Source organism: Nitrosomonas supralitoralis, from assembly GCF_003011925.2.
Taxonomy (GTDB): domain Bacteria; phylum Pseudomonadota; class Gammaproteobacteria; order Burkholderiales; family Nitrosomonadaceae; genus Nitrosomonas; species Nitrosomonas supralitoralis.
Genome location: NZ_PXXU01000028.1, coordinates 1 through 12,801, shown reverse-complemented (window position 1 = coordinate 12,801; position 12,801 = coordinate 1). Strand labels below are relative to the sequence as shown.

9 protein-coding genes, 2 tRNA genes, 3 rRNA genes and 1 pseudogene are annotated in these 12,801 nt (G+C 42.8%); 7 read left to right on the top strand and 8 right to left on the bottom strand.

From position 1 onward, the window contains the following. Positions 1 to 13 precede the first annotated feature (13 nt). The 6 genes from C7H79_RS10065 to ispD form a co-directional block, all read right to left on the bottom strand. The gene (locus C7H79_RS10065) at positions 14 to 745 is read right to left on the bottom strand and encodes a uracil-DNA glycosylase (protein ID WP_106707142.1); all 732 of its coding nucleotides are present in this window, start codon (positions 743 to 745) and stop codon (positions 14 to 16) included. Next, positions 742 to 1,197, bottom strand: coding sequence for a ribosomal protein S18-alanine N-acetyltransferase (gene rimI / locus C7H79_RS10060; protein ID WP_106707141.1), 456 nt, complete (start codon positions 1,195 to 1,197; stop codon positions 742 to 744). Before rimI ends, C7H79_RS10065 begins: the two co-directional genes overlap by 4 nt. Next, positions 1,194 to 1,862, bottom strand: coding sequence for a tRNA (adenosine(37)-N6)-threonylcarbamoyltransferase complex dimerization subunit type 1 TsaB (gene tsaB, locus C7H79_RS10055; RefSeq protein WP_106707140.1), 669 nt, complete (start codon positions 1,860 to 1,862; stop codon positions 1,194 to 1,196). Before tsaB ends, rimI begins: the two co-directional genes overlap by 4 nt. An 83-nt stretch (positions 1,863 to 1,945) precedes the next feature. Continuing rightward, a complete protein-coding gene (gene thpR, locus C7H79_RS10050; RefSeq protein ID WP_106707139.1) occupies positions 1,946 to 2,491 on the bottom strand; it encodes an RNA 2',3'-cyclic phosphodiesterase in 546 nt (181 codons plus the stop codon). After that, the gene (ispF, locus tag C7H79_RS10045) at positions 2,484 to 2,972 is read right to left on the bottom strand and encodes a 2-C-methyl-D-erythritol 2,4-cyclodiphosphate synthase (protein ID WP_147383584.1); all 489 of its coding nucleotides are present in this window, start codon (positions 2,970 to 2,972) and stop codon (positions 2,484 to 2,486) included. The genes thpR and ispF overlap by 8 nt, the downstream gene beginning before the upstream one ends. Before the next feature lie 5 nt (positions 2,973 to 2,977). Continuing rightward, positions 2,978 to 3,682, bottom strand: coding sequence for a 2-C-methyl-D-erythritol 4-phosphate cytidylyltransferase (gene ispD, locus C7H79_RS10040; protein ID WP_106707137.1), 705 nt, complete (start codon positions 3,680 to 3,682; stop codon positions 2,978 to 2,980). 231 nt (positions 3,683 to 3,913) lie between these two features. Between ispD and prfB the strand changes: the two genes are divergently transcribed. Continuing rightward, positions 3,914 to 5,021 (top strand): peptide chain release factor 2 gene (gene prfB, locus C7H79_RS10035; RefSeq protein ID WP_119983661.1). Its coding sequence is split into 2 segments (ribosomal slippage): positions 3,914 to 3,994 and positions 3,996 to 5,021, totalling 1,107 coding nucleotides; the frame shifts between segments, so codons are not numbered across the junction. Positions 5,022 to 5,136: 115 nt separating this feature from the next. Here the strand turns inward: prfB and C7H79_RS10030 are convergent. Continuing rightward, positions 5,137 to 5,578 (bottom strand): annotated as a pseudogene (locus C7H79_RS10030) (DDE-type integrase/transposase/recombinase); the annotation flags it as partial. Between the two features lie 491 nt (positions 5,579 to 6,069). Between C7H79_RS10030 and C7H79_RS10025 the strand changes: the two are divergent. The 6 genes from C7H79_RS10025 to C7H79_RS10000 all read left to right on the top strand — a co-directional run bounded on the left by C7H79_RS10025 (position 6,070) and on the right by C7H79_RS10000 (position 12,391). Then, positions 6,070 to 7,607: ribosomal RNA gene (locus C7H79_RS10025) — 16S ribosomal RNA — on the top strand. A 121-nt stretch (positions 7,608 to 7,728) separates the two neighbouring features. Then, positions 7,729 to 7,805 (top strand) — tRNA-Ile (locus C7H79_RS10020). 10 nt (positions 7,806 to 7,815) lie between these two features. After that, positions 7,816 to 7,891 (top strand) — tRNA-Ala (locus tag C7H79_RS10015). Positions 7,892 to 8,143: 252 nt separating this feature from the next. After that, positions 8,144 to 11,028: ribosomal RNA gene (locus C7H79_RS10010) — 23S ribosomal RNA — on the top strand. Between the two features lie 109 nt (positions 11,029 to 11,137). Beyond that, positions 11,138 to 11,250: ribosomal RNA gene (gene rrf / locus C7H79_RS10005) — 5S ribosomal RNA — on the top strand. The 16S, 23S and 5S rRNA genes sit together here with 2 tRNA genes alongside, the layout of an rRNA operon. Before the next feature lie 196 nt (positions 11,251 to 11,446). Continuing rightward, on the top strand, positions 11,447 to 12,391 hold the full coding sequence (locus C7H79_RS10000; protein WP_106707134.1) for a S49 family peptidase: 945 nt from the start codon (positions 11,447 to 11,449) through the stop codon (positions 12,389 to 12,391). A 160-nt stretch (positions 12,392 to 12,551) separates the two neighbouring features. On the opposite strand, the gene C7H79_RS18875 is transcribed toward C7H79_RS10000, so the two are convergent. Then, a complete protein-coding gene (locus C7H79_RS18875; RefSeq protein ID WP_242447234.1) occupies positions 12,552 to 12,707 on the bottom strand; it encodes a hypothetical protein in 156 nt (51 codons plus the stop codon). Positions 12,708 to 12,801 lie beyond the last annotated feature (94 nt).

Below are 12,801 nucleotides of genomic sequence, written 5' to 3'. Positions count from 1 at the left end.
AATCAAGTAGGTTTTAGGTCAAGGATTTCATGATTGATTGGGCGAGACACAAATCTTTCCAAGCTTTGGCCTTATCCGGAAGAAAGCGTAATAAATAGGCAGGATGATAGGTAACAATCAACGGTGTTCCTGAATAATCATGTGCTTTTCCACGTAAACTGGAAATGCTGCTGTCACACTTAAGAAGATTTTGTGCGGCTACTTTACCTAATGCAATAATAAGTTTTGGTTTGATTAATGCAATTTGCCTAGTCAGGAAAGGTTCACACTGCTTGGCTTCGTATGCGGTAGGGTTTCTATTATTAGGTGGACGGCATTTTACGATATTAGTAATAAAAACCTGATGCTCTCGGCTTAACTTAATTGCTGACAACATTTGGTCAAGCAGTTTTCCAGCTTGTCCTACAAAAGGTTCACCTGTTTCATCTTCTCGAGCACCAGGACCTTCGCCAACAAATAACCAGGTTGCGTTTTTGTCACCGGTACCAAATACAGTATGAGTGCGAGTCAAGCTCAAAGGGCAAGCAGTGCAATGCGCTACTGTTAATTTCAGCTGATCCAAATTCATCTGATCCATTTCTTTGGATTGCTCGAGTGTTTTTGTAGGTGTAAATGAAGATGTAAGCTCTTTACTTGGAGAAGATTTCAGATGAGATGGCTGTTTACGGTTTGAGATGCCTGATCTAAAATACCACGCTGGTAATAGATTTAATTCATTAAGTATTTGTCTGCGTCGGGTATTCATAGTGTTAATTCCATAACAAGTGCATCTTCACGACCACACATTGCCGGGTAATAACCTTTTCGTGTGGCAATATGCTGAAAGCCCATTCGTTTGTATAATTGTGCAGCACCATGATTGGATTCTCGTACATCAAGAAATATCGATTTTACTTTTTGCTCTCTAGAGTATTCAATAAAATACTTAAGTAATTTTTTACCCAAGCCTTTTTTTTGCCAATCAGCAGCAATGCCAAGTGTCAGTATGTGAGATTCTTCGGGACTCATCATCATTATCCCATACCCCTTGAGAGTATCATCCTGTTCGAGCACATGGCAAACATATCCTGCTTTGATGGAATCGGCAAAATTTCCTGGTGACCAGGGAAAAAGAAATATTTCTCGCTCAATGAGAATAATGCGATCTATGTCCAAAAGATCCATTTTTCTGATATCAGCAGCTCGTAGTGATGTCATAACTGTCGTTCATTTTCTTTTAACGCTACCTTGTTTCGTAAGTATATCGGTGTTGCATTAGTTGGATCGGTGCTTGAGTGGAGTAGTGCGAGTTGCGCTATTTCTTTAGCATGCGGATGAATATCAGAGTGAATTCTTTGAAGATTTTTACGATAACGTAACGATAGTTCTTTGCGATAAACATCAAACCCGCTACCGGAGCCATGCCAATTAGTATCAGATAAAACGGGTGCTTGTTGCGGTAAACAAAGAATGGGTGAACTAATAATTTCCCAGCCCTGGTTTGTCACTTTCTGATAAGCTGCATGATATATTTCACCCATACGAGCATCCAGCGCCACAATAACTTTCTGTTTGTCTATTTTTTGCGCCACGGCCTCCAGGGTGCTGATTCTTATGATAGAGATTCCGGCGGCATAGGCCAATCCCTGTGCAATTCCACACGCAATACGTAAACCGGTAAAAGAACCCGGGCCAGCGCCAAAAGCTATGCTATCGATTTGCTGCAATGTCAATTTTGCTTCTACCAATATTTCCTGAATCATAAGTAAAAGAATTTCTGAATGGCGTTGTCCTGCATGAACTTCTTTTTCGATTATTGCCTCTTCCAATAGAAGTGCAACGGAACAAAATTCGGTTGAGGTTTCTAAAGCGAGAATTTTCATGATAGTAGGACTTAGGCTTCAGAACAAATTGATTTAGTTATGAGTAGAAATTATGGAATTTTTTATTTATTTAAGAAATCAGCTTAATTTAGATTCCAATGACCGAGTGGAATATATTCGACTCCGTTGTTTGTTGGTTTCGATTGTATGAGGAACCATTGATCGACATACCACTGGATAGGCTTAATCAAGTCAGTATTGACAAATTGGAAGGCTTTGCGGAATAGAGTGATGTGTGGCTTGTAGGCGCGATTATCAAATACGAACCCATCTTTTGATAGCGCAATTTTTAAAGAATCAGCTAGCGAAAAAAGTTCTGTGGGAAAATTTCTTGCTTGGATGTAAATAATATGATTGTGTCGCCAATAGCCGATTGTGTCCAATTTAAACTCAAATTTATCTGCTGATATAGTTTTCGCGATTTGCCGTAGTGCATGGATCTGGTTAGTGGGGACATCTCCCAAGAATAACAATGTGAGATGGAGATGCTGCATTTTAATTTTACGACCCCTACAAATAGGTTCAAGTATTTCAATATTTCGCATCAATTGCTTTTGTACCTGCCAATAAGGCAATATCGCAAAAAATACTCGAATCGCTTTTCTTTTAATTACGTTGCTCTTAATCAAAATTGTTTTCCGTTTGATCAATCAAGCATACGACTTCGGCCGCAATGCCTTCGCCACGGCCAATTGCACCTAAATGCTCAGCAGTTTTAGCCTTAATGTTGATATTGCCGGCCTGGGTTTTGAGATCCTGTGCAATGTTGCTAATCATGGTAGAGATATGCGGTGCCATTTTAGGAGCTTGAGCAATAATAGTTGCATCAATATTAATGATTTTATATTGAGAGTTTTGCAATAATCTGTTCACGTTGCGTAATAACACACGGCTATCGATATTCTTATAACGAGGATCAGAATCAGAAAAATGTTTTCCTATATCTCCCAATGCTGCTGCACCAAGAAGGGCATCGCAAATGGCATGTAGTAATACATCCGCATCTGAGTGACCAAGTAACCCCTTTTCGTGAGGAATTGTTACTCCACCAATAATCAAAGGGCGACCTTCTACCAGTTGGTGTACATCAAAACCCTGACCTATCCTCATCGTACTCACGTATTGATCCTTTGTTGAATAATTAATTCTGCTAATGCCAAGTCTTTAGGATAAGTGACCTTAAAATTGTAAGTATCACTCAGTATAAGTTTAGGAAAAAATCCTAATGCTTCGATTGCACTTGCATCATCAGTAATATGAAGCTTCTCAGCATTCTGCAGTGCTTTAGTGAGCAATTCATAGCGAAACATCTGTGGCGTTTGTGCTTGCCATATATTTTCTCTAGATTCGGTTTGCATCACACGACTTTTGAGATTGCTGCGTTTTAGGGTATCAGAAACAGGCACTGCTAATAATCCACCAACTTCATCTTGAGTTAATTCATTAATTAATTTCTCCAGTAGAGTTGAAGTTAAGCAAGGTCTGGCAGCGTCATGTACCAAAATCCAATCACTGGTATCAATCAAGCCTTTCAGCTTTGCTGTAGTGAGGCCATTTAGCACACTATCCGCTCGTGTTGCACCACCGCAGGTGAGTACAATTAATTTGCTGGAAAACTCAGACCAGTCATATTTGATCCAATCGCAATCATCCGATGCAAGAACAATAAATATACTTTTGATAAGCTGATTATGATATAGCATGTTGATTGAATGATAAATCATGGGCTTATTATTTAAAGCTAGATATTGCTTTGGAACCTCGCTATTCATGCGAGATCCTGAACCCGCAGCTGGAATTAAAGCAAAAAAGTTTGACATTATAATTTTTATTTAAGAGAACTGATTAGTGCCCCAAGGTTGATAGAATTATTACAGTAATAATGAGCAATTATAAATTCTTACTTATCTTTTGTCTGAGATTGTTGATACATGTATTTCATTAATTAAATATAAAATTCTTATTGTGAAGTAATAGGATTTAACGAAGGTGGACAAGCTTTTTGTGCAGTAGTGGTTATAATTGCTATATTTAACTTTAGGTGAAATTTTATGGAAGCAGAACACATTAATGCAATTTTAAATCGCCTCCAGGATCTCGATAATCGAGCCCATGAGTTGCGGAGGTTTCTTTGACTTTGATTCCAAACAGATTCGATTAAATGAATTAATACGATTGCTTGAAGATGCGACAGTTTGGAACGACAGCGGACGTACTCAAGAAATAGGTCGTGAGAAGAAATTGCTGGAAGGAACTGTTGATACGTTAGTGTCTATGGAAAACCAACTTCGTGATGCTAAGGAGTTATTCCAGATAGCTAAGGATGAAGCAGATGAGGCTGCACTCGTGAGTATTGCTATTGATGCCGAAAATATTGAAAAAGTCGTGGCAAATTTGGAATTTCGTCGTATGTTTTCTGGCCCAATGGATCCGAATAATTGCTTTGTGGATATACAGTCAGGTTCTGGAGGTACTGAAGCGCAAGATTGGGCTGCCATGCTTGAGCGTATGTATCTGCGTTATTGTGAAAGGCAAGGCCTGGCTGTCGAAATTTTGGAAGAATCGCCAGGTGACATAGCTGGTATTAAAAGTGCTACTTTAAAAGTTTCTGGGGAATATGCATATGGCTTCTTGCGAACAGAAACCGGTGTGCATCGATTGGTTAGAAAATCGCCATTTGACTCTGGTAACCGTCGCCATACTTCTTTTGCAAGCGTTTTCGTTTATCCAGAAGTGGATGACAGTATAGAAATTGAGATCAATCCGGCGGATTTAAGGATAGATACATTCAGAGCATCTGGGGCGGGAGGGCAACACATTAATAAAACAGATTCTGCTATTCGGATTACGCATAACCCTACTGGAATAGTTGTGCAATGCCAAAGTGGTCGCTCACAGCACAGGAACAAGGCGGACGCAATTGCGATGTTGAAGTCGAGGTTATTTGAGGCAGAGTTACGTAAGCGCAATGAAGCGAAGCAAACTATAGAAGATACTAAAACGGATATCGGCTGGGGACATCAAATTCGGTCCTATGTGTTGGATCAGTCAAGAATAAAGGATTTGCGTACGAATATAGAAATTGGAAATACACAAAGTGTGCTGGATGGGGATTTGAGCAATTTTATAGAAGCAAGCCTCAAGCAGGGTGTCAAATAAGTTAAATTATAGTAGTTCAGATTTGATCTGACAGTTGGTCCTGTCAAAAGTGGGATTGCTCGGTTTGAATCGCCCCGATTTTTCCGGAGACTTTTTTGTTTGAGTCAGAGACTGCATCAACCGACTCCGGGGTGGCAAATTCCACTTCATCAATATGGCGCCAAGCACCGTGATGCCATATGACTTCTATTTTGAATAATCCAATAATTGTTTCGAACAGAGCAGTGTCGTAAGAATTGCCAACACTGCCAACAGAGGTATCGAAATTGATATTGGCTTCTGCCAGGAGCTCTGTATAACGAATCGACAGATACTGACTGTCATGATCGCTGTGCTGAATTAATACTTTTGTTTCCCGTCGTGCCCACAAAGCTTGTTCCAATGTATTGAGCTCCCTATAGATGCGCAATGATCGGCTGGATCGCCAACCAACAATACAACGTGCAAAAATAATCTGTAATAAAAGCCACATAAACAAACCCTGTCCAAGTTGCGACAAAGATAAAGTCTGCTACTCACAACAGGTTCGGTCGGGCCGCTACACATCGCCGATTTAATATTGCCTGCTGGTCGCTCATGCAAGTCACATGCAATTAAAGGATCTCATTTTTTGCCGTAACGGAAGCCTTGTATCCAAGCTTCTTTTGCTCTGATGTTTAGTTCGTCAAATCGGATAACTGATAGATAAGATCAAAGGCTACTATAGTTAAATTAATTGTTAATGGGTGAATGATTGTATTGTAAGGATATTTTTGTATGAATAAATTTTAAAGACTAGAATCTTGCAAATAAGCAAAGAAAAGCCTTGACCAGAAAAGTAGGGTCTGTATAATTCCGTTTCTCTGCTGCTTAGCAAGAAATAACAAGTAGCAACGCTCTTTAAAAAAATACAATCGATAGGTGTGGATACTTAATAAAGTGATGAGTTAATTAGCTCAAAATGATGAGCTAATTAATTCTAAAAAATAGTATTCGCAAGCAGTTATAGGTATTGGATAATCAAATTATTTCAATTATCAAAACGTCAGGCGAGAGAGTAAACAGAATTGAACTTAAGAGTTTGATCCTGGCTCAGATTGAACGCTGGCGGCATGCTTTACACATGCAAGTCGAACGGCAGCACGGGTGCTTGCACCTGGTGGCGAGTGGCGGACGGGTGAGTAATACATCGGAACGTGTCCTTAAGTGGGGGATAACGCATCGAAAGATGTGCTAATACCGCATAATATCTGAGGAAGAAAGTGGGGGATCGCAAGACCTCATGCTTTTGGAGCGGCCGATGTCTGATTAGCTAGTTGGTGAGGTAATGGCTCACCAAGGCATCGATCAGTAGTTGGTCTGAGAGGACGACCAGCCACACTGGGACTGAGACACGGCCCAGACTCCTACGGGAGGCAGCAGTGGGGAATTTTGGACAATGGGCGCAAGCCTGATCCAGCAATGCCGCGTGAGTGAAGAAGGCCTTCGGGTTGTAAAGCTCTTTCAGTCGAAAAGAAAAGGTTGTGGCTAATATCCACAATCCATGACGGTATCGACAGAAGAAGCACCGGCTAACTACGTGCCAGCAGCCGCGGTAATACGTAGGGTGCGAGCGTTAATCGGAATTACTGGGCGTAAAGGGTGCGCAGGCGGTCTTGTAAGTCAGATGTGAAATCCCCGGGCTTAACCTGGGAATTGCGTTTGAAACTGTGAGACTAGAGTGTAGCAGAGGGGGGTGGAATTCCATGTGTAGCAGTGAAATGCGTAGAGATATGGAAGAACATCGATGGCGAAGGCAGCCCCCTGGGTTAACACTGACGCTCAGGCACGAAAGCGTGGGGAGCAAACAGGATTAGATACCCTGGTAGTCCACGCCCTAAACTATGTCAACTAGTTGTTGGGTCTTATTAGACTTGGTAACGAAGCTAACGCGTGAAGTTGACCGCCTGGGGAGTACGGTCGCAAGATTAAAACTCAAAGGAATTGACGGGGACCCGCACAAGCGGTGGATTATGTGGATTAATTCGATGCAACGCGAAAAACCTTACCTACCCTTGACATGTCAAAAAGCATTCAGAGATGAGTGTGTGCTCGAAAGAGAATTTGAACACAGGTGCTGCATGGCTGTCGTCAGCTCGTGTCGTGAGATGTTGGGTTAAGTCCCGCAACGAGCGCAACCCTTGTCATTAATTGCCATCATTAAGTTGGGCACTTTAATGAGACTGCCGGTGATAAACCGGAGGAAGGTGGGGATGACGTCAAGTCCTCATGGCCCTTATGGGTAGGGCTTCACACGTAATACAATGGCGCGTACAGAGGGTTGCCAACCCGCGAGGGGGAGCTAATCTCACAAAGCGCGTCGTAGTCCGGATCGGAGTCTGCAACTCGACTCCGTGAAGTCGGAATCGCTAGTAATCGCGGATCAGCATGTCGCGGTGAATACGTTCCCGGGTCTTGTACACACCGCCCGTCACACCATGGGAGTGGGTTTCACCAGAAGCAGGTAGTCTAACCGCAAGGAGGGCGCTTGCCACGGTGAGATTCATGACTGGGGTGAAGTCGTAACAAGGTAGCCGTAGGGGAACCTGCGGCTGGATCACCTCCTTTCAAGAGAGCTTTATTTAAGTATCCACACCTATCGATTGTTAATAGGCAGAGCTAAGAGTCGGAGATCTGTTTTGTGAAAATGGATTGTTCTGGTAGATAGATGATGCTTAGACTCGATTTGGGGTCTGTAGCTCAGTTGGTTAGAGCACACGCTTGATAAGCGTGGGGTCGGTGGTTCAAGTCCACCCAGACCCACCAACAAGTTAAAGGGGGTGTAGCTCAGCTGGGAGAGCACCTGCTTTGCAAGCAGGGGGTCATCGGTTCGATCCCGTTCACCTCCACCATGATTATTTATACGATAATGATGGAGTGAATCCTTGTGGTTGTTTGACTTAGTAATGCCTATGCATGTCAAAGAAATTTTGTTCTTTAAAAAAATGGAAAAGTAAAATATTTAATTGGTGTAAAAGAATGTGCTATTTTTAATTCTTTATACCAATATAATATAGGGTTAGATTGTATTTTTAAAATTATTGTGTGAAGTAAAAATCAACAATAGCTATAATTTTTATAATATCAAGTTATTAAAGTTATAGGATCAAGCAAATAAGTGCATGTGGTGGATGCCTTGGCGATTACAGGCGATGAAGGACGTGGAAGCCTGCGAAAAGCTTCGGGGAGTTGGCAAGCAAACTTTGATCCGAAGATATCCGAATGGGGAAACCCAACCCGCAAGGGTTACTCCCACCTGAATACATAGGGTGGGTAGAGCGAACCTGGAGAACTGAAACATCTAAGTATCCAGAGGAAAAGAAATCAACCGAGATTCCCAAAGTAGTGGCGAGCGAAATGGGATCAGCCTTCAATATTTAGCATTTAAATTAATCGAATTTTCTGGAAAGTTAAGCCATAGCAGGTGATAGCCCTGTAGGTGAAAATTTAAATGTGGAACTAAGATTGAGACAAGTAGGGCGGGACACGTGAAATCCTGTTTGAAGATGGGGGGACCATCCTCCAAGGCTAAATACTCGTAATCGACCGATAGTGAACCAGTACCGTGAGGGAAAGGCGAAAAGAACCCCGGAAGGGGAGTGAAATAGATCCTGAAACCGCATGCATACAAACAGTAGGAGCTCGTAAGAGTGACTGCGTACCTTTTGTATAATGGGTCAGCGACTTACATTCAGTAGCAAGCTTAACCGCGTAGGGGAAGCGTAGCGAAAGCGAGTCTTAATAGGGCGAATAGTTGCTGGGTGTAGACCCGAAACCAGATGATCTACTCATGGCCAGGATGAAGCGAAGGTAACACTTCGTGGAGGTCCGAACCCACTAATGTTGAAAAATTAGGGGATGAGCTGTGGGTAGGGGTGAAAGGCTAAACAAATCTGGAAATAGCTGGTTCTCTCCGAAAACTATTTAGGTAGTGCCTCATGTATCACCTTTGGGGGTAGAGCACTGTTATGGCTAGGGGGTCATTGAGACTTACCAAACCATTGCAAACTCCGAATACCAAAGAGTGCAAGCATGGGAGTCAGACATCGGGTGCTAACGTCCGGTGTCAAAAGGGAAACAACCCAGACCCTCAGCTAAGGTCCCAAAGACACAGTTAAGTGGGAAACGAAGTGGGAAGGCATAAACAGTCAGGAGGTTGGCTTAGAAGCAGCCATCCTTTAAAGAAAGCGTAATAGCTCACTGATCGAGTCGTCCTGCGCGGAAGATGTAACGGGGCTCAAACTGTGCACCGAAGCTAGGGATTTACATTTATGTAAATGGTAGGAGAGCGTTCCGTAGGCCTGTGAAGGTGGCTTGTAAAGGCTGCTGGAGGTATCGGAAGTGCGAATGCTGACATGAGTAGCGATAAAGGAAGTGAAAAGCTTCCTCGCCGAAAACCCAAGGTTTCCTGTGCAACGTTAATCGACGCAGGGTAAGTCGGCCCCTAAGGTGAGGCAGAAATGCGTAGCTGATGGGAAACTGGTTAATATTCCAGTACCTTTGTCCAATGCGATGTGGGGACGGAGAAGGTTAGCTCAGCCGGGTGTTGGATGTCCCGGTTCAAGCGTGTAGATATATTGCTTTGGCAAATCCGGGCGATTAAATTGAGACGCGATAACGAAACACTCTTCGGAGTGCCAAGTGAGTGATACCATGCTTCCAGGAAAAGCCACTAAGCTTCAGTTGGACGAGGACCGTACCGCAAACCGACACAGGTGGGTAGGATGAGAATTCTAAGGCGCTTGAGAGAACTCAGGAGAAGGAACTCGGCAAAATGACACCGTAACTTCGGGAGAAGGTGTGCCTTAAGTATGTGTAATGCTTTTCGCATGAAGCAGAATAAGGTTGCAATAAACTGGTGGCTGCGACTGTTTAATAAAAACATAGCACTCTGCAAACACGTAAGTGGACGTATAGAGTGTGACGCCTGCCCGGTGCCGGAAGGTTAAATGATGGGGTGCAAGCTCTTGATTGAAGCCCCGGTAAACGGCGGCCGTAACTATAACGGTCCTAAGGTAGCGAAATTCCTTGTCGGGTAAGTTCCGACCTGCACGAATGGCGTAACGATGGCCACACTGTCTCCTCCTGAGACTCAGCGAAGTTGAAATGTTTGTGAAGATGCAATCTCCCCGCGGCTAGACGGAAAGACCCCGTGCACCTTTACTGTAGCTTTACATTGGACTTTGATAACATTTGTGTAGGATAGGTGGGAGACTTTGAAGTGGATTCGCTAGAATTCATGGAGTCAACCTTGAAATACCACCCTGATGTTGTTGAGGTTCTAACCTAGATCCATTATCTGGATTGGGGACCGTGTATGGTGGGCAGTTTGACTGGGGCGGTCTCCTCCCAAATTGTAACGGAGGAGTACGAAGGTACGCTAAGTACGGTCGGAAATCGTGCTGATAGTGCAATGGCAAAAGCGTGCTTAACTGCGAGACTGACAAGTCGAGCAGGTGCGAAAGCAGGTCATAGTGATCCGGTGGTTCTGTATGGAAGGGCCATCGCTCAACGGATAAAAGGTACGCCGGGGATAACAGGCTGATTCCTCCCAAGAGTTCATATCGACGGGGGAGTTTGGCACCTCGATGTCGGCTCATCACATCCTGGGGCTGTAGCCGGTCCCAAGGGTATGGCTGTTCGCCATTTAAAGTGGTACGTGAGCTGGGTTTAAAACGTCGTGAGACAGTTTGGTCCCTATCTGCCGTGGGCGTTGGAAATTTGAGAGGACCTGCTCCTAGTACGAGAGGACCGGAGTGGACGCACCTCTGGTGTACCGGTTATGACGCCAGTCGTATCGCCGGGTAGCTATGTGCGGAAGAGATAACCGCTGAAAGCATCTAAGCGGGAAACTCTCCTCAAGATGAGATTTCCCGAGGGTTTAACCCTCCTAAAGGTTCGTCGAAGACTACGACGTTGATAGGTCGGGTGTGTAAGCATAGTAATATGTTAAGCTAACCGATACTAATTGACCGTGAGGCTTGATCCTATAACTATAATAATTTGATAAGTTATACATATTTTATTGATTATTCTAACCCAATTTACTTTTTCTGAAATCAAATGATAGCTGCAAATTGTTTGATTTATAAGTTACGCTTGGCGGCCATAGCACTTTGGACCCACTTCTTCCCATCCCGAACAGAACCGTGAAACGAAGCTGCGCCGATGATAGTGTGTAATCGCATGTGAAAGTAGGTTACCGCCAGGCACTCATCAAAAAACCCATCACTAATTATAGTGATGGGTTTTTTATTTTAAATTGTTTAAAATTAATTTTTTTAGTAGAGTGTACTCAAGTTTGAATTGCAACTTTTATAAGATTAATTTTACTTTTACTTTCTACGCGCATGGCTTAATTATTCTTTGTGTTAAGTTGCTACTTCTTTTTTTACGGGAAAATGATTATGAATGATTCTGATCTTAAGAAAGATAACTGGGAAAGAAATTTATTAGAAGATCTTGTTTTAGCATCTTTAAATGAGCAACGTCGCGCGAGAAGATGGGGAATCTTTTTTAAACTAATTACGTTTCTGTATCTTTTTATTTTATTATTTTTTGCGTTAGGCTGGCTAGACGACGGAAAGGTTAGACTTACTGACAAGCATACTGCATTGATAGATTTGCGCGGTACGATAACTGCTGATGGCATGAACAGCGCTGATAAGATAAATAGTAGTCTTCGGTCCGCGTTTCAAGATAAAAATACAAGAGGTGTTATTTTAAGGATAAATAGCCCTGGCGGAAGCCCAGTGCAATCAGGATATATTAATGATGAGATACGCCGTTTGCGTGCTAAATATCCAGATATTCCGCTTTATGCTGTAGTTGGAGATATGTGTGCTTCAGGTGGGTATTATATTGCTGCAGCTGCAGATAAAATATTTGTAGATAAGGCAAGTCTGATTGGATCCATTGGTGTATTAATGGATAGTTTTGGTTTTACTGGAACCTTGGAGAAATTAGGCATTGAAAGACGCTTATTAACTGCGGGCGAAAATAAAACATTCCTAGATCCTTTTTCTCCGTTGGATCCAGTTCAAAAAGAGCATGCTACCAAGTTATTACGCGAAGTACATGAACAATTTATTCAGGTAGTTAAGCAGGGAAGAGGAGATCGGTTGAAGAATGATCCAGAGATATTTAGTGGCTTCGTTTGGACTGGTCAAAAAAGCATTGATTTGGGACTTGCTGATGCGATGGGCAATGCGGATTATGTTGCTCGAGAAATTATTAAAGCAGAAACACTAACAGATTTTACTCCTCGCGAGGGAATTGCGGATGTATTCTCCAAGCGATTTAGTCAAATCATTTTTAACATTTTGCTTGAGACTGGATGGGTTATTAAATAGAGCTTACTCATAAATACAGCGATCAGCTATGCGTTGCCTAGTAGAAATTATGGTTTGAGATGAATCGGCAGGCACGCGCAAACGGAACTTCTCTGGGTATACTCTTTTTGGGCAATCAAAAAGTTATTTTGGCAGCAAGATTTTTCAGGCAAATAAAAACCTACACCAGAATAAGCAGACTCATAACCGGGAAGATGCTATTAATCAATGTGGCAGACGTATCAGCGCACTTGGCCCGAATATTTTTAAGTCGATATCCATACTTTCCTCCAAGCGGAATGCGCTCGAGATATTCCTGTCGCCTTTGTGCTTTCATGTACATCAGTAATCCCCCCATTTTTAATGGGAGCTTACAGTAGAGGGTTTTAGTTTAAAATCTTCTGCCAGCCCCATCGCTGGTGTAATACCTC

What these genes read in the sequence shown, in the direction of transcription:
- C7H79_RS10065 (WP_106707142.1), bottom strand. Translation starts at nt 745, where the DNA reads ATGAATACCCGACGCAGACAAATACTTAATGAATTAAATCTATTACCA.
- rimI (WP_106707141.1), bottom strand. Translation starts at nt 1,197, where the DNA reads ATGACATCACTACGAGCTGCTGATATCAGAAAAATGGATCTTTTGGAC.
- tsaB (WP_106707140.1), bottom strand. Translation starts at nt 1,862, where the DNA reads ATGAAAATTCTCGCTTTAGAAACCTCAACCGAATTTTGTTCCGTTGCA.
- ispF (WP_147383584.1), bottom strand. Translation starts at nt 2,972, where the DNA reads ATGAGGATAGGTCAGGGTTTTGATGTACACCAACTGGTAGAAGGTCGC.
- ispD (WP_106707137.1), bottom strand. Translation starts at nt 3,682, where the DNA reads ATGTCAAACTTTTTTGCTTTAATTCCAGCTGCGGGTTCAGGATCTCGC.
- C7H79_RS10000 (WP_106707134.1), top strand. Translation starts at nt 11,447, where the DNA reads ATGAATGATTCTGATCTTAAGAAAGATAACTGGGAAAGAAATTTATTA.
- C7H79_RS18875 (WP_242447234.1), bottom strand. Translation starts at nt 12,707, where the DNA reads ATGAAAGCACAAAGGCGACAGGAATATCTCGAGCGCATTCCGCTTGGA.